Genomic DNA, 22,362 nt, shown 5'->3' on the forward strand with positions numbered 1-22,362 from the left:
AAGGCCGCCCCGGTATCGCCGGGGCGGTTTTCGTTTCCCGGACTGCCTCTCGACGTTTGCGAATTGTGGTTAACTTAGGTTGACTGGTCCGGCGCCGCCCGGTGGGTGCGCAGCCAGTCGTAAGTAGCCCGGTTCGCGGAACGGAAAGTGAGTGCATGGTCGCCGATCGCAGTGAGGCCGAACGCGCCTGCGAGCCGACCACCGCACCGGCGCGGGTCGTGCGCCGCAGGCCCAAGGACCGCAAGATCCAGATCATGCGGGCCGCCGCGCGCGCGTTCAGCGCCCGTGGCTACTACCCGGTCGGCGTGGACGAGATCGCCGCCGAGGTCGGCATCTCCGGGCCCGCCCTGTACCGCCACTTCGCCAACAAGTACGCCCTGCTCGTGGCCGCCGCCGAAGAGGGCGCGCGCGGTTTGCGCGATTGCGCCGCGGCCGCCGACGACCCGTCGCTGCCCGCGGAGGCCCGGCTCGACGCGCTGCTCACGGCCGTCGCCGAGCAGAACATCGACTTCCGGCGCGAGGCCGGTCTCTACCGCTGGGAACGCCGCTATCTCGAGCGCGAGGACCGCGTGCGCATCCGCGCGTTCTATCGCGAACTCGAGGCCATGGTCGCGGCGCCGATCGCCGAACTGCACCCCGGCGAGAGCCCCGACAACGTCACCCTGCGGGCGGTCGGCGCGTTGAGCTCGCTGGCCAGTATCGCCGCGCACCGCACCACGCTGTCGCACTCGCGCGTCCTCGCGCTCCAGCTCGACATGTCCTGGGCGATCGTGCGCGCCGACCTGCCGCCCGCCCCCGCCGCCGCGGAACCGGACCGGCAGAACCGGGGCCTGCCGGTGACATCGAAACGTGAACAGCTGCTCACCGAGGCGATCAGGATCTTCGGCCGCAACGGCTATCACGAGTCGGGCATCGAGGAGATCGGCGCCGCCGTCGGGATCAACGCCTCCAGCGTCTACCGGCACTTCGACAGCAAGGCCGACCTGCTCGCCGCCGCCTTCCACCGCACCGGCGACCGGCTCGCCGTGGCGATCGGCGAGGCACTGGCCGAGTCGGAGAGCCGGGCCGACGCCGCCCGCCGCATCGCCGACCGCTATGCCCGGCTCACCTTCGCGACGCCGGAGATCATGCCGGTGTACTACGCGGAGTTCAGCAACCTCCCGCAGGCCGAACAGCACCGGCTGCGCGCCATCCAGCGCCAGAACGTCCTCGAATGGGCCAACCTGCTCGACGGCGACCCGATCGAGGCCAGGTTCCGGGTGCACGCCGCGATCGGTCAGATCATCGACGTGGGCCGGCTGCTGCGCTTCGACTCCAGGCCCGAACAGCTCGCCCGGCTGGCCGCGCTCACCGGCGCGGTCCTGCTCGGCGACAAGGCCGAGCCGGACGCCGAAGCCTAGGCCCGGCCGTGGCGCAGCCGGAACAGGGCGCGCGCCGTGTGCAGATGCCGGGGATGCCGGTCGAAGGTCGAGAGCCGGACCGGGGCCCGATAGCGCCTGCGGGCGATCGACATGGTCCGGCTGAATTCGCGCAGGCCCTGCTGACCGTGGCTGTGGCCCTGCCCGTACTCGCCGACGCCGCCGAACGGCAGCGCCGGGATCCCGGTGAAGGCGGTCGACGAGTTCACCGTGACCACGCCGACCCTGAGCTGCTCGGCGATGAACTCCGCGCTGGGGATGTCGCGGGTGAAGACGGTGACGGCGATGCCGTTGCCCGCCGCGTTCACCCTGGTCACCGCGTCGGCCAGGTCGGCGACGCGATTCACCACCAGCACCGGGCCGGTGCCCTCGCCGGTGATCGCGATGCTCTCCTCCGGCACCTCGGCCAGCACGATGGGCTCCACGTACGGATCGCGGAAGGAATCGAGGCCGCCGAGCACCGCGTGCCCGCCGCGCGCGATGGCGTCGCGGACCTGCTTGCGCACCACGTCGACCTGGGCGGCGTTGATCATCGGGCCGTAGGCGGCGCGGTTGTCGGCGCCGGGGCGCAGCTTCGCCGCGCGTTCGGCCACCCTGGCCAGGAAGTCGTCGAAGACCGAATCGGCGACATAGCAGCGCTGGATGCCCGAGGCGTTCTGCCCGGCGTTGGCCATCGCGCCGAAGACCGCGGCCTCGGCCGCCGCGTCGAGGACGGCGTCGACGTGCACGATCATGCTGCCCTTGCCGCTGTGCTCCACCACGACCGGCGTCAGCGTCTGCGCGCACAGGGCGATCACGTCGCGCCCGGCCGCCTCCGGCCCGGCGTAGGCGATCTTGTCCACGCCGGACTTGCACAGCGCGGTCGCGGTGCGCGCGTCACCGGTGACGGCCTGCAGCACCGGTTGATCGGGCGCCACCGCCGCCCAGCTCTCGGCCAGCCAGGTGCCGACGCCGGTGGTCAGCTCGTGCGGATGGAAGACGACCGCGTTGCCCGCGGCCATCGCGTAGGCGATCGAGCTCATCGGCGTGAAGACCGGGTTGTTCCAGGCGCCGAGCACCCCGACCACGCCCAGTGGCAGATACCCGACCGAGGCGTGCTGATTGCGGGTGAACCAGCCGGTGGCCAGGCGCTTTCGGCCCAGCGTCCGCTCGGCGTTGCGGGCGGCCCAGTCCAGGTTCTCCACCGCCAGCATCACCTCGAGCGCGGCGTCGGCCTCCGGCTTGCCCGTCTCGGCGCGCAGCAGCTCCACCAATTCGCCGGTGCGCCTGGCGATCCGCGTGCGCCAGTCCAGCAGCAGCCGCTTGCGGCCCGCGAATCCCAGTTCGCTCCACCAGTTCTGGGTGGCGCGCGCGGTGCGCACCGCGCGGGTGACCTCGGCCTGCCCGTGCACGGGATACTGCGCGAGCTGTTCGCCGGTGCGCGGGTCGAACGACGTCAGCACGTCGGATCGCCCCGTCGGCACGGCGGCGCCTGCCGGTGCTGAGTCGCCCATTGTCACCTCTCACGAGATCGAACACGCCCGCGTGCGGGCCGGTGAGACGAGTGTTTCCCCGTCGCCAGCGTATGGGCGCCCGAGCGCGCCGACAAGGTCGGCGCACTGCCCTTCCACTGCCCTGGTGAGCAAGACCACAGCCGCGCGGGAAACCGGCCGGGTGCGCGCAGACGCGACCCGGAAAACCGCCGGACCGGTAACATCGCGCCGAACGGTATGGATCACCTACCGAGAAGCAAATTCCGTGTGCGCTCGTCCGGTCAGGGCGCCGCACCCGGCTGATGGTGGAGAGTTGATGCCGAGTTCGATCTCAGTGGATTCGCCGGCGGGTGGCGTCGCGTCGCCCGGCGGTGAGCCCGCGGTGCTGGTGTCCGATGTGCGCAAATCCTTCGGCGATGTGCACGCGTTGCAGGGCATCAGTTTCCAGGCCGAGAAGGCCAGCGTATTGGGCATCCTCGGCCCCAACGGCGCGGGCAAGACCACCACGGTCAAGATCCTGTCGACGCTGCTGCGCCCCGACTCCGGCACCGCGATCGTCGCCGGGCACGACGTGCGCACCGACGCGGCGGGCGTGCGCCGGGCGATCATGATGACCGGCCAGTACGCCGCGCTCGACGAGAACCTGACCGGACGCGAGAACCTGGAACTGTTCGGTCGGCTGATGGGTCTGTCCAAGTCGGCCGCCCGCAAGCGCGCGGAAGTGCTGCTCGAGGAGTTCGACCTGGTCAGCGCGGGCAAGCGCGCCGTGCGCAACTACTCCGGTGGCATGCGCCGCCGCGTCGACATCGCCTGCGGGCTGGTCGTGCGGCCCGAGGTCGTCTTCCTCGACGAGCCGACCACCGGCCTGGACCCGCGCAGCCGTCAGGGCGTGTGGGACCTGGTCACCGCGCTCAAGAACCAGGGCATCACGGTGCTGCTGACCACGCAGTACCTCGAAGAGGCCGACGTGCTCAGCGACAACATCATCGTCATCGACAAGGGCACGGTCATCGCCGAGGGCACCGCCGATCAGCTCAAGGCCAAGACCGGCGGCAGCTTCTGCGAGATCGTCCCGCTCGACCCGAGCCGCCTGGCCGCGACGGTCGAGGCGCTCGGCGACCTGGTCCCCGCCGCCGTGGCCGCCGACATCGCCGGCGCGGACAAGCTGTCGGTGCCCGCTCCCGACGGTGCCGCCACCCTCGCCGAGGCGCTGCGCAGGCTCGACAGCGCGGGCATCGACCTGGCCGACATCGCGCTGCGCAGGCCCTCGCTCGACGACGTGTTCCTGTCGATCACCGGTCATTCGGGCGGCCACTAGTGAGCGCTCCGACCGTCGCGGGGACCACCCTGTTCGACGACCTACCCGCGGCCCAGCCGAGCAGCTTCGCGCAGTGGCGCGCGCTGACCGGCCGGGTCGTGTGGACCATGGTCACCAAGGGCGAGCTGATCGTCGCGGTGCTCTTCCCGCTGGTGATCACCGTGGCCTTCTATCTGCCGCTGCGGTACGTGATGAAGGTCCAGGGCATCGACTACGCGCAGTACGTCATGCCGATCATCGTGCTCCAGACGATGGCGATGACGATGATGTCCAACGCCCAGCTCGCGGCGTTCGAGGCGCTCACCGGGCTGAGTTCGCGGCTGCAGACCATGCCGATCGGTTCGCTGGTGCCGCTGGTCTCGCGGATCAGCGCCGGTCTGGTGCGCTCGGTGATCTCGCTGATCGCCACCATCGGCTACGGCTACCTGATCGGCTTCCGGTTCTCCGGCGGCTGGCTGCAGGCGCTGGCCTTCTGTGGTTTCGCGCTGGCGGTCGGCCTTGTCCTGACGCTCGGCGCCGACGCGCTCGGCAGCCTCACCAAGAACCCCGAGTCGCTGAGCCAGGCGCTCACCCTGCCGATCCTGATCTTCGGGATGCTGTCCACCGGGTTCGTTCCCGAGCAGGCCTTCCCGAGCTGGGCGCGGGGCTTCGCCCGCAATCAGCCGATCTCGCAGGCCGCCCAGACCCTCAGCGACATGGCCGCGGGCCACCTGAGCTGGGCGGGTACCTGGGTGTCGCTGGTGTGGCTCGCCGGTCTGACCATTTTCTTCCTCCCACTGGCTGTGTGGGCGAGTGTGAGGCGATCATGACGACGACAACGCCCGACCAGCACACGCTGCCGGTCGACGAGACCGCGGCGTTGTTGCCGGTGGTGCACGCCAAGCCGGAAGGCTCGGTGTCGATGTGGGCGACGCACAGCGTGCTCCAGTGCAAGCGGCTGCTGATGGTGTGGCTGCGTGATCCGGCGACGACGATCCAGACCATCGTCTACCCGGCGGTGACGCTGCTGATGTTCCGCATCGTGCTCGGCGACTACATCACCGCCTACGGCGGCATGCCCGCGATCTACGGACAGGCCGCGCTGCTCACCCTGGTGGCGGCCATGACCGGCGCGGTGGTCAGCGCCCTCGGTTTCAAGCGCGAGAAGGCGGCCGGGCTGCTCAGCCGGTTCTACACGATGCCGCTGAACAAGGCCTCGCTGCTGACCGGCCGGCTGCTGGCCGAGGCGGTGCGCATCCTGATCACCACCGTGATCGTGCTGCTGGTCGCGGTGCCGCTGGGGTTCCTGTTCATGGAGGACCCGCTCACCAACATCGCGCTGGTCTGCGTGCCGGTGCTGTTCGGCCTCGGCTTCGCGGTGATGGTGACCGCGCTGGCCACCGTCACCGAGGGCGTCATGCTGATCAGCTTGATCAGCATCGTCAACACGCTGCTGATGTTCTTCAACACCGGCTTCGTCCCGATCTTCGCCTATCCGACCTGGCTGCAGACCATCGTGGAGAACCAGCCGATGAGCTGCGCGATCAACGCGATGATCGGCCTGTCCTACGGCGGGCCGGTCGCCGAGCCGCTGCTGAAGACGCTGGCCTGGACGATCGGGATGATCGCGGTCTTCGCCTACCCGGCGATCGTCGGCTACAAGCGCGCCGCGCAGTCCTCGTAAGCTACGGCAATCGCCCCGGAGTCCATGTGACTCCGGGGCGATTGCTGTGTCAGTGGGTCGGCGCCTCGGCCGGCGCGAACGGGTAGTCGACCCACCGATTGCGGTTGGTCCAGCCGACCAGGTCGTAGCGCCAGCGGAACGGCCAGGTGTGCGCGACGGTGTTGAACAGCACCGCGCCGAGCGCGGCGTAGTCGTCGTGGGCGGTCAGCAGCGCCCGCTGACCGCGTTCGGACTCGGTGAAGAACGCCTCGAACATCGCGATCGACTGGTCGGTGGTGAGTCGGCCGAGGCCCCACAGCCCGCGCATCCGCATCCAGTACACCGCTCGGGCCCGCCATGGCCACAGCGCGGCGATCGGGTCGCGACCCGCCCGGACGGCGTCGATCGCGGTATCGATGAGGGCGAGCGAATCGGCCACCGAGTACCCGGTGCACGGGTGCATCATCCCGCCGCGCGAACCGAACGGCACGGCGACGGCGGTGCCCTTCTTCGGCGGCGGCTGATCCAGCGGATAGTGGGCGGCCTCGTGCGGCTCGTCCCCGGTGAGCCGGATGCCGTGTGCCGCGAGCCTGCTCAGCGTGCGCTTGCGTAGCTCGTGCTGTGGCATCCCGCCGCGTAAGCCGAGGCTGGTCTCCTCGAAGATCACCGTCCCGTCGCCCAGCGGCACGGCGTAGAGGAACGACGGCGGCTCGTCCGGACCGGCCCCGTTCTCCGGCCGCCAGTCCAGCAGCAGGCCCTCGCCGTCGGCCACCATCGGCGCCGCGGTCTCGGCGTCGACGAAGATCCCGTGCGCCGACGCCGCTCGGCGCTGCCCCAGCACGGGCAGGCCCCTGGTGTCCAACACCACCGCCGCCGAGATCACCGTCCCGTCCGCGAGCTCCACCTCGTGCTGGTCGACCCGGCGCGCCCGGTCCGCGAACACCGTCGCGTCGTCGAGCGCCAGCGCCGCGTGCAACCCCGCCTTGGACAGCACGCAGTAGGGCCGCGCGATCCGGTGCTCGGTCTTCGTCCACACCGTCGGGGCCTCGATCCGCTGCGCGATCACGCTCGCGGGCAGCCATTCCGGCAGCTCGTCGACCCAGCACGAGAACGTCGGCGGGAACAGCCGATCCGGCCGCGGATCCACCGCCGCCACCCGCAACCCGGCCACCGCGGCGCGATGCGCCAACCCCCGCCCGGTCGGCCCCAACCCGACCACGCAGATATCGAATTCCCGCACAACGCTCACGCCCGCATTCAAACCGCACCGGCCGTCACGGCGCAAGCGCCGCTGTTCGGCTCAGTCCTCCAAGGCCAAGGCCTGACGGAAGGTGAGCCGGCCCTGGGTCTGCATGAGGGAGCGCCGGTAGACGCGTTCGGCGACGACCACGATGCCGTAGGTGGCCACGGCCATCAGCGCGAGGGAGATGAACGGTTCCCACCAGGCGGCGGTGCCGTCGGCGAGGCGGCCCGGCATGGCGACGATGGACATGATCGGGACATAGGACGCGACGACCCGGGCGCCGCCGGTGAGGAAGATGCCGGCGAACAGCACGATCATGATCAGCATCGACAGGGGAGTGGCGGTGGACTGGAGGTCTTCGCTGCGGGTCGCCAGCGAGCCCGCGACGGCCCAGAGACTGGCCAGCGCCAGGAAACCGACCAGGAAGAAGACGATGAACCACCCCGCCGCGCCGGCGATCCGGCCCAGCTGATCGGCCTGCCCGGTCGCGGCCAAGCCGATCAGACCCGCGCCGACGAACAGGCTGAGCTGCGCGAACGCCAGCACCGCGTTGCCGGCCACCTTGCCGATCAGCAACTGCCGCAACGGCATCGCGCTGGCCAGGATCTCGACGATCCGGTTCTGCTTCTCCTCCACCACACTCTGCGCGATGGACATGCCGAACAGCACCGACGCCAGATAGAAGAGGAACGCGAACACGAACGCCACGATCCTGGCGAGCCCCGGATCGACCCCGCCCTGCTCCAGCAGCGCGTAGCTCACCCCGGCTCCGCGCGCGAGCTCTTCGAGCGACACACCGGCGGCCTCGGCATTGCGCTGTAGGGCCAGCTGCGCGGCGGCGGCCGAGATGTAGGTGGTGGCGTCGTCGTTCTCGGCGGTCTTGCCGATGAGCTGCCACCCGCCGTCCACCGGCACCAGCCCGACCTCGACCGTCCCGTCGCGCACCTGCTGCTCGACGGCGGCCCGGTCCGGGTAGGGATAGGCGGTGAAGGAGATATCGGTATCGGCCGCCGCGGCCAGGCCACCCGCCGCCTGGACCACCGCCACCGTCTCCGGCCCGGTGACGGCGACCTCGATCTTGTCCGGCCTGCTGCTGACGAACCCGCTCACGGCCAGCGAGGCGACGATGGCCACGATGGTGATCACCGTCGAGATGACGAAGTTGCGATCGCGCAGCTTCACCACGATCTCCCTGGCGGCGACGATCCGCCACACGCCATGCGATGCGGGGGCGGTCATGCCGTCACCTCCCGATAGATCTCGGCGACGGTCGGCCGCAGTTCGGCGAACTCGCGCACCGACCCCCGCGCCAGCGCCTCGGCGAGCACCGCGTCGGTACTGGTGTCCGCCAGCTCGATCACCGCCGCCGACCCGTTCGTCTCGAGCACCCGCACCCCGGCGAACTCCCGTAACCAGCCCGGATCACTGCCGACGACCAGCCGGTACCGCGCCGCGCTCGTCGCCCGCAGCGCCGCCACCGTGCCCTGCCCGACCACCCGCCCCGCGGCGAGGATCACCAGCTGATCGCACAGCCGCTCGACCAGATCCAGCTGATGGGAGGAGAACAGCACCGGCACGCCTTGCCCGGCGTATTCGCGCAGCAGCTCGGCCATGGAATCGACCGCGACCGGATCGAGCCCGGAGAACGGCTCGTCCAGGATCAGCGCCGTCGGCTGCGCGATCACCGCGGCCGCGATCTGCACCCGCTGCTGATTACCCAGCGACAGCGACTCGAGCTTGTCCTTGCTCCGGTCGCCGAGCCCGAACCGCCCCAGCAGTTCGGCGGCTCGCGCCTTCGCCTCGGCCGCGCTCAGTCCGCGCAGCCTGGCCAGATAGACGAGCTGATCGAGCACCGGCTGTTTCGGATACAGCCCGCGCTCCTCCGGCATGTACCCGAACGAGCGGCGATCGAGCGCGGTCACCGCCCGTCCGTTCCACCTGACCTCGCCCCCGTGCACCGCCAGCACCCCCATGATCATCCGCATGGTGGTGGTCTTGCCCGCCCCGTTCCCCCCGACGAACCCGGTCAGCGCCCCCGGCGGCACGGTGAAGGACACCTCGTCGACCGCCACGTTGTCGCCGAAGCGCCGGATGAGATGCGCGACTTCCAACATCGAATTCCCCGTCTGTTGTCGTCTCGCCCCAACGGTACCGATCCGACGCCGCACCGGGCTCGATGTTCAGCTCAGCGCGGCGTGACCCAGGTGGTGATGTCGGCGTGCACGACCTCGATGCCGTCCTTGTCGTAGATCGACACGGGGACGGTGAGTTCGGTGCCCTCGGTGATGGCGTCGAAGTCGGGGATCTCGGTCAGCCTGGCCACCGCGCGCAGCCCGGACTCGGCCTTGGCCAGGTACTGCACGTTCATCGACTTGGGAATCCAGCGATGCGTGGTCGGCACGGTGGCCTCGCTGAGCATGCCCATCGCGACCTCGGCCAGATTGCAGGCCGCGATCGCGTGGAAGGTGCCCAGGTGGTTGTGGATGCCGAACCACTTGGGCGAGGTCACCTCGCAGATGCCCGGCTCGAGCCGCACCACCTGCGGCAGCACCGTGCCGAAGTAGGGCACCCGGGCGACCATGCCGAGCGAGAACAGCGTGTGCCCGAGGCGGTTGTCGGGCAGTTTCTTCCAGCCGCGGTACGTCGCGGTTTCCTGTGCCATGCCCGTATCTTACTCAAAAGTAAGGTAGCGCGGAACCCTCGGCGACCGGCGCGAGCGTCGCGCCAGCTACCATGGTCCGGTACAGCCCAGCCGGCGATGCGGTCCAGGTAGATGGCCCCGCAGGGGCGTGATCGATACCTCACGACCCCCGATTTGAAGAGCGTCGTCGGCATGGTGCATACTGTTCGGGTTGCCTTGCACAGGATCATGTCTTTTCCACGGAGAAGACGGGTCGAGCGAGGCGAGCAGTAGTTTGTATCCCGTCGGTTCGCCGGTGTGGATACGTCCGGGACCACGTTCCAGGCCAGCGGTGCGCAAGTGACCAGGGCTGAAGAATGAGCGAAAAGGCGACACGCCCGACCGCGTGGACCGGAGAACCATGACAGATGAACAGCGGCGAAGACTGGGCGGTGCCCGGTGGCGTTCTGGCGTCTTTCGTGTGTTCGGGCTGTGCAAATGAGGGTGGTGCAGGAGCCAGCTCCTGTGACCACGAAGGAAAGCGGAGAAAAGGACACTTAGCGTGGCGGGACAAAAGATCCGCATCAGGCTCAAGGCCTATGACCACGAGGCGATCGACGCGTCTGCGCGCAAGATCGTGGAGACGGTGACCCGCACTGGCGCCCGTGTGGTCGGGCCTGTGCCGTTGCCCACCGAGAAGAACGTGTACTGCGTCATCCGTTCGCCGCACAAGTACAAGGACTCGCGCGAACACTTCGAGATGCGTACGCACAAGCGCCTCATCGACATCCTCGACCCGACGCCGAAGACGGTCGACGCGCTCATGCGCATCGACCTGCCGGCCAGCGTCGACGTCAACATTCAGTGACGGGGACTCGAGATATGACTGACAACAAGAACCGGCCCGCAGCCGGCATCCTGGGCACCAAGCTCGGCATGACCCAGGTCTTCGACGAGAAGAACCGCGTCGTCCCGGTCACCGTCATCAAGGCGGGCCCGAACGTGGTCACCCAGATCCGCACCGTGGAGCGCGACGGCTACTCGGCCGTCCAGATCGCTTTCGGCGCCATCGACCCGCGCAAGGTGAACAAGCCGACTTCCGGCCAGTTCGCCAAGGCCGGTGTCACCCCGCGCCGCCACGTCACCGAGATCCGCGTCGCGGATGCCTCCACCTTCGAGGTCGGCCAGGAGCTCTCCGCCGACGTCTTCGAAGAGGGCACCTACGTCGACGTGACCGGCATCAGCAAGGGCAAGGGCTTCGCCGGCACCATGAAGCGTCACGGCTTCAAGGGCCAGGGCGCCTCGCACGGTGCGCAGGCTGTGCACCGTCGCCCGGGCTCCATCGGTGGCTGCGCCACTCCCGGCCGCGTGTTCAAGGGCATGCGCATGTCGGGCCGTATGGGTAACGACCGCGTCACCACGCAGAACCTCTCGGTTCACAAGGTCGACGCCGAGAACGGCCTGCTCCTGGTCAAGGGTGCCATCCCTGGCCGCAAGGGCAACGTCGTGATCGTCAAGAGCGCCGTGAAGGGTGGTGCGCACGCATGACCAGCCTCGACAAGAAGGCCAACCTGACGCTGACCGTTAAGGCCGCAGGCGGCAAGACCGAAGGCACCGTCGAACTCCCCGCGGAGATCTTCGACGTGACCGCCAACGTCGCGCTGATGCACCAGGTCGTCATCGCGCAGCTGGCCGCCGCTCGCCAGGGCACCCACGCCACGAAGACTCGTGGTCAGGTCTCCGGTGGTGGCAAGAAGCCGTACCGCCAGAAGGGCACCGGCCGCGCCCGCCAGGGTTCGACCCGTGCGCCGCAGTTCGCCGGCGGTGGCACCGTCCACGGCCCGCAGCCGCGTGACTACAGCCAGCGGACCCCCAAGAAGATGAAGGCCGCCGCCCTGCGTGGCGCCCTGTCCGACCGGGCCCGCAACGAGCGCATCCACGTGATCACCGAGCTGGTCGCGGGTCAGACCCCGTCGACCAAGGCCGCCAAGAGCTTCCTGTCCGAGCTGTCGGACCGCAAGAAGTTCCTGGTCGTCGTCGGTCGCGAGGACGTCGCCGCGTGGAAGAGCGTGGCGAACCTGCAGAACGTGCTGCCGATCGCCCCGGATCAGCTCAACACCTACGACGTCCTCAACAGCGACGAACTGGTGTTCAGCGTCGAGGCCCTGAACGCGTTCGTTCACGGTCCCGCCGAGGCGGCCCAGGAGGAGAGCAAGTGAGCACCATCGCCGACCCCCGCGACATCCTGCTCGCACCGGTCATCTCGGAGAAGTCCTACGGACTGATCGAGGAAGGCACCTACACCTTCCTGGTGCACCCGGATTCGAACAAGACGCAGATCAAGATCGCCGTCGAGAAGGTTTTCGGCGTCAAGGTCACCAGCGTCAACACCGCCAACCGTCAGGGCAAGCGCAAGCGGACCCGCTTCGGTTACGGCAAGCGCAAGGACACCAAGCGCGCGCTCGTGACCATCTCGGCCGACAGCAAGCCCATCGAGATCTTCGGAGGCCCGGTCGCGTAAGCGGCTGGTCATCCAGAAAGTAGAGAAGAACTCATGGCAATCCGTAAGTACAAGCCGACAACGCCGGGCCGTCGTGGCTCCAGCGTCTCGGACTTCGCCGAGATCACCCGGTCGACGCCGGAGAAGTCGCTGCTGCGCCCGCTCACCAAGTCCGGTGGTCGTAACGCGCACGGTCGCATCACCACGCGTCACCGCGGTGGCGGTCACAAGCGTGCCTACCGTGTCATCGACTTCCGTCGCCTGGACAAGGACGGCATCCCGGCCAAGGTCGCGCACATCGAGTACGACCCCAACCGCACCGCCAACATCGCTCTGCTGCACTTCGCCGACGGCGAGAAGCGCTACATCATCGCGCCGAAGGGCATCCAGCAGGGCAGCCCGATCGAGTCCGGCCCCACGGCCGACATCAAGCCGGGCAACAACCTGCCGCTGCGCAACATCCCGACCGGTACCACGATCCACAACGTGGAGCTGCGTCCGGGCGGCGGCGCCAAGATGGCCCGTGCCGCAGGCATGAGCATCCAGCTGCTGGGCAAGGAAGGGCCGTACGCGACCCTGCGTATGCCCTCCGGTGAAATCCGCCGTGTCGACGTGCGCTGCCGCGCCACCGTCGGCGAGGTCGGCAACGCCGAGCAGTCGAACATCAACTGGGGCAAGGCCGGCCGTATGCGCTGGAAGGGCCGTCGTCCTACCGTCCGTGGTGTCGTCATGAACCCGGTCGACCACCCGCACGGTGGTGGTGAGGGTAAGACCTCCGGTGGTCGCCACCCGGTCTCCCCGTGGGGTCAGCCTGAGGGCCGCACCCGCAAGCCCAACCGCCCGAGCGACAAGCTCATCGTTCGCCGCCGCAAGACCGGCAAGAAGCGCTAAGGAGGAGGTAAGAAATGCCACGCAGCCTCAAGAAGGGCCCGTTCGTCGACGACCACCTCCTCGCGAAGGTGGACGTGCAGAACGAAAAGGGCACGAAGCAGGTCATCAAGACCTGGTCGCGTCGCTCGACCATCATCCCCGATTTCATCGGCCACACTTTCGCCGTCCACGACGGTCGCAAGCATGTCCCGGTGTTCGTGTCGGACAACATGGTCGGCCACAAGCTCGGTGAGTTCGCGCCGACCAGGACGTTCAAGAGCCACGTCAAGGACGACCGGAAGAGCAAGCGGCGATGACTGAAACCAACACCGAAACGGTTCAGAACCCGACTGCCCGCGCTACCGCTAAGCACGTGCGGGTCACCCCGATGAAGGCGCGTCGCGTCGTGGACCTGGTCCGCGGCAAGCGTGTCGAGGACGCCCTGGCGATCCTGAAGTTCGCGCCGCAGGCCGCGAGCGAGCCGGTTGCCAAGGTCGTGGCCAGTGCCGCGGCGAACGCCGAGAACAACCTCGGCCTCAACCCGGCCACCCTGGTCATCTCGACGGCTTTCGTCGACGAGGGTGCCACCATGAAGCGTTTCCAGCCGCGGGCCCAGGGCCGTGCGTTCCGGATCCGCAAGCGCACCAGCCACATCACCATCGAGGTCGAGAGCGTGCCCACTGCCGGCGCTGCCACTCGTAGCCGCCGGAAGGGAGGGGCAAAGTAAATGGGACAGAAAATCAACCCCCATGGCTTCCGCCTCGGTATCACCACCGACTGGAAGTCGCGTTGGTACGCGGACAAGCAGTACGCGGAATACGTGAAGGAAGACGTTCAGATCCGCAAGCTCCTCGCCACCGGCATGGAGCGGGCTGGTATCTCGAAGGTCGAGATCGAGCGCACCCGTGACCGCGTGCGTGTGGATATCCACACCGCGCGTCCCGGCATCGTGATCGGTCGCCGTGGCGCGGAGGCCGACCGCATCCGCGCCGAGCTGGAGAAGCTCACCAAGAAGCAGGTTCAGCTGAACATCCTCGAGGTCAAGAACCCCGAGTCGGATGCGCAGCTGGTCGCTCAGGGTGTCGCCGAGCAGCTCAGCAACCGTGTGGCGTTCCGTCGCGCGATGCGCAAGGCCATCCAGTCGGCCATGCGTTCGCCGAACGTCAAGGGCATCCGCGTGCAGTGCTCGGGCCGCCTCGGTGGCGCCGAAATGTCGCGCTCGGAGTTCTACCGCGAGGGTCGGGTCCCGCTGCACACGCTGCGCGCGGACATCGACTACGGCCTCTACGAGGCCAAGACCACCTTCGGTCGCATCGGCGTGAAGGTCTGGATCTACAAGGGTGACATCGTCGGTGGTCGTCGTGAGCTGACCGCCGCCGCTGCTGCTCCGGAGCGCCCGCGCCGCGAGCGTCCGAGCCGCCCGCGTCGTTCCGGTTCCGCCGGCACCACCGCGACCTCGACCGAGGTCGGTCGCGCCGCCACCGCTGTGGCGGACGCACCGGCAGAGAACCAGGAGGGCTGACGCATGCTGATGCCCCGTCGCGTCAAGCACCGCAAGCAGCACCACCCGTCCCGCTCCGGCATGTCCAAGGGCGGCACCGCGGTGGCGTTCGGTGAGTACGGCATCCAGGCTCTCGAGCCCGCCTACGTCACCAACCGTCAGATCGAGTCGGCGCGTATCGCGATGACCCGCCACATCAAGCGTGGCGGCAAGATCTGGATCAACATCTACCCCGACCGCCCGCTCACCAAGAAGCCTGCCGAGACCCGCATGGGTTCCGGTAAGGGTTCGCCGGAGTGGTGGGTCGCGAACGTGAAGCCCGGTCGGGTCATGTTCGAGATGTCTTACCCGAACGAGGAGATCGCTCGCGAGGCCCTGCGTCGCGCGATGCACAAGCTCCCGATGAAGTGCAGGATCGTGACCAGGGAGGAGCAGTTCTGATGGCTACCGGAACACCGGCCGCAGAGCTCCGCGAGCTCAACGAAGAGGAGCTCGTCGCCCGCCTGCGCGAGTCGAAGGAAGAGCTGTTCAACCTGCGCTTCCAGATGGCGACGGGTCAGCTCGACAACAACCGACGTCTGCGCGTCGTCCGTCATGAGATCGCGCGGATCTACACGGTCATGCGTGAGCGCGAGCTCGGCCTGGCCACGGCACCCGCTGGCAAGGGAGATGCGGCATGAGCGAGAACAAGGAAGAGCGCAACAGCCGCAAGGTACGCAGCGGCTACGTCGTCTCGGACAAGATGAACAAGACGATCGTCGTCGAGCTGGAAGACCGTCACCGGCACCCGCTCTACGGCAAGATCATTCGCACCACCTCCAAGGTGAAGGCGCATGACGAGAACGAGATCGCCGGCATCGGCGACCGCGTTCAGCTGATGGAGACCCGCCCGCTGTCGGCCACCAAGCGCTGGCGTCTGGTCGAGGTCCTGGAGAAGGCCAAGTAAGGTCCCTCCTCGATCCATCGAGATCGTTGCCACGAAGGCCCGTTTCCCCAGGGAAGCGGGCCTTCGTCGTGTCTGTCCTGGGAAGAGATGGGGGAGAAGTTGGATCGCGATCAGGCGTTGGCTCGGATTCGAGCCTCGGACTGGGACGTGCGGCGCGATGCGGTGTTGGCACTGGGTCGGTGGCTGCCTGCGGAGGACGCCTTCGCGGCTCTGGTCGCCGCATTGAACGATGCGGATACGGCCGTGCAGCAGGACGCTGCCGAGCAATTGGTGCGATTCGGTCGGGGTGCGGGGCTGGAAGCGGTGTTGGCCGACTTCGGGCGGCGAAGTGATGACCCGGACGTCGACTACATCGCGTATCGGTTGAGAGAGTTGCAGCTGCTCGAGCAGGTGCCACTGGTGAAATCCGCGAGGGCGCTGGGATCCGGATTGTCGGCCGACGGCCTGGCCGGGCTCGAACAGTTCGAAGAGTTGCTCGACGAGTCGTAGCCGTGGCGTCGTTGCCCGGGAAAATCGGTGGCGGGTGGGGGTGGGGGCTGTCAGGCTCTGACGATGCGGGCCTATCGGGACGTGCTGTCTATCGGGGCGGTGCGCAATATCGTGTTGCTCGGGGTGCTGGTGCGGGTGCCGCACTTCGCCGGGGCGGTGCTGCTCGCGGTGCATGTGGTGGAGACGTTGGGCGGGTCGTTTCTGCAGGCGGGGACGCTGGCGATGGTGGTGACCGTGTGTGTCGCGACCAGTGGGCCGTGGCGGGGGCGGCTGGTGGATCGCTTCGGGTTGCGGGCGACCATCGCGCCGGCGATCGTGCTGGGGGCCGTGTGCTGGTCGGTGGCGCCGTTCGTCGGGTATCTGCCGCTGTTGCTGCTCGCGGGACTCGCGGGGCTGTACGACATTCCGGTGTTCAGCGTGGTGCGGCTGGCGATCATCGCGGCCACGACGGAGGAGCAGCGTCAGCCCGCGCTCGCGTTGGAGGCGGTCTCGGTCGAGGCGGCGTTCATGGTGGGGCCGGTGCTCGGGGTGGCGGCGGCGCTGCACTGGTCGACGACGGCGGCGCTGTTCGCCAATCAGATGTGCATGGTGCTCGCCGGGATCGTGCTGTGGTGGTGGAACCCCGCGCTGCGTGCCGAGGAATCGGCGGTCGGCACGGGGCCGGTGGCCCGGCGCAGCTGGTTCCGCGTCGAGTTCGTCGCACTGTGTGGGGTCGCGGCGGCGGCGGTATGCGTGGTGTCGGCCTCCGAACTCACCTTCGTCTCGGCGGTGCGCGGTTTCGGCGCCGATCGCTGGCTCGGCGTGATCCTGGCGATCTGGGGGCTGGGCTCGCTGGTCGGCGGTCTGCTCTACGGCGCGCTGCGGCGGCCGATTCCGGCCGATGTGCTGCTGATCGCGCTCGGCGTGGTGACGGTCCCGATGGCGATCGCCGTCGGTCCGCTGTCGCTCGGTGTCACCGGCTTCGTCGCCGGATTGCTGTGTGCCCCCGCGCTCACCGCGGCGATCGACCAGCTGAGCCGGATCGTCCCCGAGGGCGGACGTGGTGAGGCCATCGGCTGGCACGGCGCGGCGATGACGCTGGGTGGCGCCCTCGGCAGTGTGCTGGGCGGATCGATGATCGAGATCGGCGGTGCGCGCGCCGGATTCGGGGTCGCCGGCGTTTTCGGGATCGCGGCGGGTGTCGGGCTCGCGCTGCTGGTCGGGATGCGGTCCGCGCCGAAAGCGGTCGTCGGTCCGGCACCGGGGTGAAGCGTCCCCGGCCCCGATCGAGCCGGGGCCGGGGCGCGGTCGGTGGGGTCGGTGGGGTCGGTGGGGTCAGCCGGTGAAGGCGTACGGCTGGCGGATCTTGCGGGCGAATTCGACGATATTGGTGACGGTGCTGCCCGAGACGCCGACCTCGGCGCCGATACTGCGCGCCGACCACGACTGATCGGTGAGCTCGAGGATCTCTTCGATCTGATCGAGGGTCAGCCGCAGGGGGCTGCGGTGCGCGATCTGCCGGGCCAGGGCACGGACCTCGGTGTCGTCGTCGAAGTCGTAGTCGTCGGTGCGGTCGTCCTCGTCCTGGTCCTCGTCCTCGAGCTCGACCGGTTCGGGGAACTGCTCGCCGACGGGAGCCGCGGCCACCGCCGCGACCTTCGTCAACTGCTTCTCGGCGATGGGCCTCGGCGCAGGCTGCGAAGACGACTCCGCTTCGGGAGTAACGGCTTCCGTCTCAGCAGGCTGCTGCTTCGCACTAGCTGCGGACTTCGTGCTCTGCTGCCGCGCATCGCTCGCCTTGGGCGTCGTATTCGGGCGCCGTGTATCGCTCGCTGCGGACGACGTATCCGGCTGCCGCATATCGTTCGCCGACGGCGTTGTATCCGTCTGCGGCGAATGGTTCGCCCCGAACGTCGTATCCTGCTGCCGCGCAACGTCTGCCACTGCGGACTTCGTGACCTGGTCAGCAGTCTGCTGATCGGCAGAAGCCCGCACTGCAACGGGAGCCTGGTCGGTCTCGGCACGCTGCTGGTTCCTCGACACAGCGAAGTCATCGGTCCGCTGCCGCCCGGCCGCGGGAGCTGACGTGGCCTGCGGCTCTGACTTCGACGGCTGCCGATCCGCGGAAGGGGTCGACTCGCGCTCCGCAGGCTGCTGGTTCGAGCCGGGCCCCGAAGCGGCACTCGGCTGTTCGAGGTCTGCCGTCAGGGTGAGCTGTTCGGGCTCGGCCGGAGGCTGTGGATCGTTGTGCACCACCGATGCGGTGGGTGCCGCGGTGTCGCCGTTGCGGTCACGGGCGACGGAGCCGGCGTGCGCCGTCGCCTCGGGAACCGGGTCGGTACCGGTGGCCTCGCCGGCAGTCGCCTGCGCGGCGGCGGTGACGGGTATTCGCCGCAGGGTCGGGGTGGCACCGTTGACGCGGGCGTGATCACCGTTGCGCCGGTGCTCGGCGGCGGCCTTGTGGATCAGTTCGAGGGTGCCGGGCGCGGCGATCTTGTCGGTCGACGGCCGACGGACGCCATGCGTGAGCTGGCCACGACCTGCGAGCGTCTCGATGGGAGTGGAGTCGACCCGCGCGGCGGGACGCTCCCGCGCCGCATCCCGCGAGGTCTGAGAGTCGGAATCGGCATCGATCAGGACGGTCTCCACCTCCGTGGTGGCCTGTGCAGCGGAACGGTCGAGCGCGGCATTCTGCGAGGCCTGGGCGGCGGAATCGACTGCGCCCAGGGCTGTCGCCGCCACTGTGACGTCTTGTGCGGCCGGGTGTTCCCGCGCGGCATCTCGCGAAGCCCGAACCTCGGAGTCGGCTGCGCTCATTGCAGCCCGAACCTCGGAGTCGGCGGCGTTCATTGCGGTTCCCACCGCCGTGGCTACCTGCGCGGCGGAGTTCTCTTGTGATTCGGACGCACTGGTCTGCATGGCACCGATGACGGCGCGCTCCTTGTCGACGGCAGATCCCGCCACCGACGTCTCCGCGATATCGCGCGCGGCCGTGACGTTCTCGCGCTCGACTGCCCGCATCCGGGAGTCGCCCTGCACCGCAACCTGTTCCGGCGTGCTCGCGGGCACGGAGGCGACCCCGGCCATCGACATCACTCGCTCGGCGGGGGAGTAGCTCGCCTCCCCGGGCAGTTCGACCGAAGCCCCTTCGATCAACAGTGCGTACCGCGCCGACACCCACGCGTGCAGCCAGATCACCACACCCACCATCACCGGCGCGATGGCGTATTCGGCGGCGCGCCCGTACGACCCGGAGGCCAGGTGGGGTCCGGCGTTGAGGGCGACGGTGGTGCCGAGCAGGGCCAGCTCGAACAGCAGCACCTTGCCGCGCTCGAGTTCGCGACCCCAGCGGGCGGCGGTGGTGGCGGCGACCATGATGGTGATGATCGGGATCGAGATCATCGCCTCGATGCCGAAGCTGAGCCAGTACAGCGGGTCGCTCATGTCCCCGCTGGGCACCAGATTGTGCTGCACGTTCACCCCGGCCCAGACCATGCCCAGGATGACGACGCCGATCAGCGCGCGCGAGGACCACTCGGCCCGCCGGTACAGCTGGGCCAGCCGCGCGTCGGCGCTGGAGACCCGCCGCCGGGCGGCCAGGGCCTTGCGATGCCAGCGGGCGTCGGCTTCGTCGGCGCGGCGGATCAGGGCGCCGGTGCGCCGGTCGCGCTGTTCGGCGGCGAGTTCGTCGGCGACGGCGTGGCGGCGCTGTTTGCGGCGTTGCGCGCGGATCCATTCGGCGAGTTCGCGTTCGGCCCTGATCTCGGCGTCGGAGAGTGCGTCGTAGAGCGCCGTGTCGTGCTGCAGCGGCAGCTTGCCGCGCGCGGTCGCGACCTGCTGTGCGAGTGCCGTGATCTCGGTGTTCGGCGAGCTGACGGCATCCTCCATCGACCGATCGTCGGACATCTGGCGCCTTCCGGTCACTCGAACATATGGACTATCGAACATATGTGTGATTGCCAGAGAGCGTAAACGCCGTCCGCGTCGTGGTCAACGACAACCGGGCGATCGGAGCGGATCTAGGAGAGCGTGCGCTTCTCGTATTTCCCGCGCGCGGAAGATCCCGCGACCGCCGCCACCTGGTCGGGGACCGCGCGGCGCAGCACGATATCGCGCAGCCGTTGCGGCAGCAGTCCGGCCAGATGCGTGAGCGGGCCGATGTAGCCGGGAAGGGAGACCTCGAATCGCGGCCGCTCGACCACGTCGAGCACCGCCTTCGCGACATCGGCGGGTTGCAGGAGTTCGGCTGCGCCCGTTGCCGTTCCGGCCGCCAGTTCGGTGTCGACGACACCCGGCATGATCACCGAGATCCGCACGCCGGTGCCCCGAAGTTCTTCGCGCACACCGGTCAGATAGCCGAGCACGCCGTGTTTGGTTGCCGCGTAGGTGGATTCGCCGGGCGGGGATAGTCGGGACGCGGCGGAGGCGATGGTGACGATGTGTCCGCGCCGACGTGTGCGCATCGCGGGCGCGGCCAGCCGCACCCCACGGATGACGCCGTGCAGGTTCACCGCGATCATCCGGGTGGTGGCGGTATCGGGTTCGGTGTCGAACGCGCCGACCCACATGACGCCCGCGTTGTTGACGAGCACGTCGATCGGCCCGAGCAGGGCCTCGGTGGTGGCGAGGAAATTGTGGAACGACCGCTCGTCGGTGACGTCGAGTTCGCACCCGTGCACGGTGCCGGGGAGCTCCCTGGCCGTGGTGCGGGCCGCCGTGCCGGACAGGTCGCCGATGCAGACGCGCGCGCCCGCGACCGCGAACTGCCGGGCGATCTCGCGGCCGATGCCCGCGGCGCCGCCGGTCACCGCGACGACCGAGCCGGCATGGGTGCGTTTCATCGGCGAAGCCTTTCGATCCAGCGGAAACAGCGCTTCTGACATGTCGTCATGTCAGAAATTGTGGCCTAGTATTCCACGCAGTCGCACAGAAGGACAGACGTCGATGACAGAGCAGTCCGCCGATCGACCGGCGGGTCGGCGGTACTCGGGACGGACCTCTGCGGAGCGAGTCCAGCAGCGCCGAACCGCGTTGCTCGACGCCGCGCTCGAACTCTTCGGCACCCAGGGGTACGCGGCGGGCACGGTCAAGCAGCTGTGCGGGATCGCCGGTCTCACCGAGCGCTATTTCTACGAATCGTTCCGCGACCGCGAAGCCTGCCTGGCCACGCTCTACGACGAGACGACCGCCCAGCTCCGCGAGCGCACGGTCGCGGCACTGGGAACGGCCGGGTCCCGACTGGACGACGTGATCACCGCGGGCCTGGCCGCCTTCATCGGCTATCTCACCGAGGACCCGCGCCGCGCCAGGGTGGTGCTGATCGAGGTGGTCGGCGTCTCCGCGCGGATGGAGCAGCGCAGGCACGGCGTGCTGCGTGACTACGCGGAGCTGGTCGCGGGCCTGTGGGCCGCCGCGCGGGCCCAGCCGCTGCCCGAACGCAGCCGCCTGACGTGTGTGACGGTGGTCGGCGGCGTGAACCACCTGCTGGTCGACTGGCTGATGGACGGCCGCACCACCGATCCCGACGACCTGGTGACGGTCTGCGCGAACGTCTTCGCCGCCGTCCGGGCCACCGATCCGGCCCTGGCCGACGAGATCTGACTCAGCTCAGCGCGGTGTGCCAGACGACGGCGGCCGCCAGGGCACCGGCGCCGTTGAGCGACCAGTGCAGGGCGATCGGGGCGAGCAGGCTGCCGCTGCGCCTGCGCAGCCAGGTGAACACCACGCCCGCACCGGCGGTGGCCGCGACGGCGAGGGCGATGCCGACGATCTGACCGACGAGTCCGCCGCCGACGATCCCGGACAGGCCCTTGTTGCCGCTGGTCAGCCCGAGCGAGGAGGCGATGTGCCAGAAGCCGAACAGCAGCGAGCCCGCCGCGAACAGCCCGCGGACGCCGAGCACCCGGTCGAGCGTGCCGTGCAGCACACCGCGGAAGGCGAGTTCCTCGGGGATCACCGTCTGCAACGGGATGACGATCATCGAGGCGATCAGCGCGCCGGAGATGGTCGCGTACCGGTCGGCGAGGAAGAACGGCCGGGTGATCGGCAGGATCGCGCCGATCGCGACGGCGGTGAGCACGATGCCGACCGCGCCGAGCGCGTAGATCGTGCCGCGGCGCCAGTGCCGGGGGGACAGGCCGAGTTCGGCCCAGCCGAGCCCGCGCTTGCGCATCAGCGCCAGCAGCGCGAACGCCGCGACCGGCACGGTGACGATATTGGCCCACGCCGTGGTGAAGTGCGCGATCAGATTGGTGCAGGCCAGCACCACGACGACCACGGCGATATCGACGTAGGCGTGCAACTTGGGCCGGGGATCGGCGACGGTGGCGGGTACGGGCACCCGACCGAGTGTACGGAAATATCA

Annotated in this window: 26 protein-coding genes; 18 read left to right on the forward strand and 8 right to left on the reverse strand. The window is 68.9% G+C overall.

Going from position 1 to position 22,362, the window contains the following annotated elements; translation table 11 throughout:
- Nucleotides 1-155 precede the first annotated feature (155 nt).
- Nucleotides 156-1,400: a TetR/AcrR family transcriptional regulator gene (locus AB0H54_RS17685; protein WP_357346424.1), complete on the forward strand. Its 1,245-nt coding sequence runs from the start codon at nt 156-158 to the stop codon at nt 1,398-1,400.
- Here the strand turns inward: AB0H54_RS17685 and AB0H54_RS17690 are convergent.
- Nucleotides 1,397-2,911 (reverse strand): aldehyde dehydrogenase family protein, encoded by a 1,515-nt coding sequence (locus AB0H54_RS17690; RefSeq protein WP_357346425.1) that lies wholly within the window; start codon nt 2,909-2,911, stop codon nt 1,397-1,399. The two genes, AB0H54_RS17685 and AB0H54_RS17690, sit on opposite strands and share 4 nt — an antisense overlap.
- 295 nt (nt 2,912-3,206) lie before the next feature.
- On the opposite strand from AB0H54_RS17690, the gene AB0H54_RS17695 reads away from it, so the two are divergent.
- From AB0H54_RS17695 to AB0H54_RS17705, 3 genes are read left to right on the forward strand one after another with little or no spacing between them, the layout of a single operon-like run.
- Nucleotides 3,207-4,208: an ATP-binding cassette domain-containing protein gene (locus AB0H54_RS17695; RefSeq protein WP_355271213.1), complete on the forward strand. Its 1,002-nt coding sequence runs from the start codon at nt 3,207-3,209 to the stop codon at nt 4,206-4,208.
- Nucleotides 4,208-5,017: an ABC transporter permease gene (locus AB0H54_RS17700; RefSeq protein WP_357346426.1), complete on the forward strand. Its 810-nt coding sequence runs from the start codon at nt 4,208-4,210 to the stop codon at nt 5,015-5,017. The genes AB0H54_RS17695 and AB0H54_RS17700 overlap by 1 nt, the downstream gene beginning before the upstream one ends.
- Entirely contained in the window at nt 5,014-5,871 is an 858-nt protein-coding gene (locus AB0H54_RS17705) for an ABC transporter permease (RefSeq protein ID WP_357346427.1), read from the forward strand. The genes AB0H54_RS17700 and AB0H54_RS17705 overlap by 4 nt, the downstream gene beginning before the upstream one ends.
- A 49-nt stretch (nt 5,872-5,920) precedes the next feature.
- Here AB0H54_RS17705 and AB0H54_RS17710 read toward each other — a convergent pair whose 3' ends face one another.
- The 4 genes from AB0H54_RS17710 to AB0H54_RS17725 all read right to left on the reverse strand — a co-directional run bounded on the left by AB0H54_RS17710 (nt 5,921) and on the right by AB0H54_RS17725 (nt 9,755).
- Nucleotides 5,921-7,099, reverse strand: coding sequence for a lycopene cyclase family protein (locus AB0H54_RS17710; protein ID WP_357346428.1), 1,179 nt, complete (start codon nt 7,097-7,099; stop codon nt 5,921-5,923).
- A 51-nt stretch (nt 7,100-7,150) separates the two neighbouring features.
- Nucleotides 7,151-8,332, reverse strand: a complete 1,182-nt coding sequence (locus tag AB0H54_RS17715; RefSeq protein ID WP_357346429.1) for an ABC transporter permease — start codon at nt 8,330-8,332, stop codon at nt 7,151-7,153.
- A complete protein-coding gene (locus tag AB0H54_RS17720) occupies nt 8,329-9,207 on the reverse strand; it encodes an ATP-binding cassette domain-containing protein (RefSeq protein ID WP_357346430.1) in 879 nt (292 codons plus the stop codon). Before AB0H54_RS17720 ends, AB0H54_RS17715 begins: the two co-directional genes overlap by 4 nt.
- 71 nt (nt 9,208-9,278) lie before the next feature.
- Nucleotides 9,279-9,755 carry a hotdog fold domain-containing protein gene (locus AB0H54_RS17725; protein ID WP_357346431.1) on the reverse strand — a complete coding sequence of 159 codons (477 nt, stop codon included), beginning with the start codon at nt 9,753-9,755 and terminating at the stop codon, nt 9,279-9,281.
- Between the two features lie 520 nt (nt 9,756-10,275).
- Here AB0H54_RS17725 and rpsJ point away from each other — a divergent pair.
- The 13 genes from rpsJ to AB0H54_RS17790 all read left to right on the forward strand — a co-directional run bounded on the left by rpsJ (nt 10,276) and on the right by AB0H54_RS17790 (nt 17,267).
- A complete protein-coding gene (rpsJ, locus tag AB0H54_RS17730) occupies nt 10,276-10,581 on the forward strand; it encodes a 30S ribosomal protein S10 (RefSeq protein WP_003938093.1) in 306 nt (101 codons plus the stop codon).
- 14 nt (nt 10,582-10,595) lie between these two features.
- Nucleotides 10,596-11,261: a 50S ribosomal protein L3 gene (gene rplC / locus AB0H54_RS17735; protein WP_019045016.1), complete on the forward strand. Its 666-nt coding sequence runs from the start codon at nt 10,596-10,598 to the stop codon at nt 11,259-11,261.
- Nucleotides 11,258-11,932: a 50S ribosomal protein L4 gene (gene rplD, locus AB0H54_RS17740; RefSeq protein ID WP_019045017.1), complete on the forward strand. Its 675-nt coding sequence runs from the start codon at nt 11,258-11,260 to the stop codon at nt 11,930-11,932. The genes rplC and rplD overlap by 4 nt, the downstream gene beginning before the upstream one ends.
- Nucleotides 11,929-12,234 (forward strand): 50S ribosomal protein L23, encoded by a 306-nt coding sequence (gene rplW / locus AB0H54_RS17745; protein ID WP_019045018.1) that lies wholly within the window; start codon nt 11,929-11,931, stop codon nt 12,232-12,234. Before rplD ends, rplW begins: the two co-directional genes overlap by 4 nt.
- A 33-nt stretch (nt 12,235-12,267) precedes the next feature.
- On the forward strand, nt 12,268-13,104 hold the full coding sequence (gene rplB / locus AB0H54_RS17750) for a 50S ribosomal protein L2 (RefSeq protein ID WP_019045019.1): 837 nt from the start codon (nt 12,268-12,270) through the stop codon (nt 13,102-13,104).
- Between the two features lie 14 nt (nt 13,105-13,118).
- Complete coding sequence (gene rpsS / locus AB0H54_RS17755) at nt 13,119-13,400, forward strand: 30S ribosomal protein S19 (RefSeq protein WP_019045020.1); 282 nt, start codon at nt 13,119-13,121, stop codon at nt 13,398-13,400.
- Nucleotides 13,397-13,810 carry a 50S ribosomal protein L22 gene (gene rplV / locus AB0H54_RS17760; RefSeq protein WP_019045021.1) on the forward strand — a complete coding sequence of 138 codons (414 nt, stop codon included), beginning with the start codon at nt 13,397-13,399 and terminating at the stop codon, nt 13,808-13,810. Before rpsS ends, rplV begins: the two co-directional genes overlap by 4 nt.
- The gene (gene rpsC, locus AB0H54_RS17765) at nt 13,811-14,605 is read left to right on the forward strand and encodes a 30S ribosomal protein S3 (protein WP_019045022.1); all 795 of its coding nucleotides are present in this window, start codon (nt 13,811-13,813) and stop codon (nt 14,603-14,605) included.
- 3 nt (nt 14,606-14,608) lie between these two features.
- Nucleotides 14,609-15,025 carry a 50S ribosomal protein L16 gene (gene rplP / locus AB0H54_RS17770; RefSeq protein ID WP_019045023.1) on the forward strand — a complete coding sequence of 139 codons (417 nt, stop codon included), beginning with the start codon at nt 14,609-14,611 and terminating at the stop codon, nt 15,023-15,025.
- A complete protein-coding gene (gene rpmC, locus AB0H54_RS17775) occupies nt 15,025-15,264 on the forward strand; it encodes a 50S ribosomal protein L29 (protein WP_071926410.1) in 240 nt (79 codons plus the stop codon). Before rplP ends, rpmC begins: the two co-directional genes overlap by 1 nt.
- The gene (gene rpsQ / locus AB0H54_RS17780) at nt 15,261-15,530 is read left to right on the forward strand and encodes a 30S ribosomal protein S17 (RefSeq protein ID WP_232996603.1); all 270 of its coding nucleotides are present in this window, start codon (nt 15,261-15,263) and stop codon (nt 15,528-15,530) included. Before rpmC ends, rpsQ begins: the two co-directional genes overlap by 4 nt.
- 87 nt (nt 15,531-15,617) lie before the next feature.
- Complete coding sequence (locus AB0H54_RS17785) at nt 15,618-16,019, forward strand: HEAT repeat domain-containing protein (protein WP_357346432.1); 402 nt, start codon at nt 15,618-15,620, stop codon at nt 16,017-16,019.
- A 63-nt stretch (nt 16,020-16,082) separates the two neighbouring features.
- Nucleotides 16,083-17,267 (forward strand): MFS transporter, encoded by a 1,185-nt coding sequence (locus AB0H54_RS17790; RefSeq protein ID WP_357346433.1) that lies wholly within the window; start codon nt 16,083-16,085, stop codon nt 17,265-17,267.
- A gap of 66 nt (nt 17,268-17,333) precedes the next feature.
- Here the strand turns inward: AB0H54_RS17790 and AB0H54_RS17795 are convergent, their stop codons facing one another.
- Nucleotides 17,334-19,904, reverse strand: coding sequence for a hypothetical protein (locus AB0H54_RS17795; RefSeq protein WP_357346434.1), 2,571 nt, complete (start codon nt 19,902-19,904; stop codon nt 17,334-17,336).
- 113 nt (nt 19,905-20,017) lie between these two features.
- Complete coding sequence (locus AB0H54_RS17800; RefSeq protein WP_357346435.1) at nt 20,018-20,839, reverse strand: SDR family oxidoreductase; 822 nt, start codon at nt 20,837-20,839, stop codon at nt 20,018-20,020.
- 103 nt (nt 20,840-20,942) lie between these two features.
- Between AB0H54_RS17800 and AB0H54_RS17805 the strand changes: the two genes are divergently transcribed.
- Nucleotides 20,943-21,599, forward strand: coding sequence for a TetR/AcrR family transcriptional regulator (locus tag AB0H54_RS17805; RefSeq protein ID WP_357346436.1), 657 nt, complete (start codon nt 20,943-20,945; stop codon nt 21,597-21,599).
- Between the two features lies 1 nt (nt 21,600).
- Here AB0H54_RS17805 and AB0H54_RS17810 read toward each other — a convergent pair whose 3' ends face one another.
- Nucleotides 21,601-22,338 (reverse strand): CPBP family intramembrane glutamic endopeptidase, encoded by a 738-nt coding sequence (locus tag AB0H54_RS17810; RefSeq protein ID WP_357346437.1) that lies wholly within the window; start codon nt 22,336-22,338, stop codon nt 21,601-21,603.
- Between the last annotated feature and the right edge of the window lie 24 nt (nt 22,339-22,362).

Origin of the sequence: Nocardia sp. NPDC050718, assembly GCF_040654235.1 — a bacterium.
Lineage (GTDB): Bacteria > Actinomycetota > Actinomycetes > Mycobacteriales > Mycobacteriaceae > Nocardia.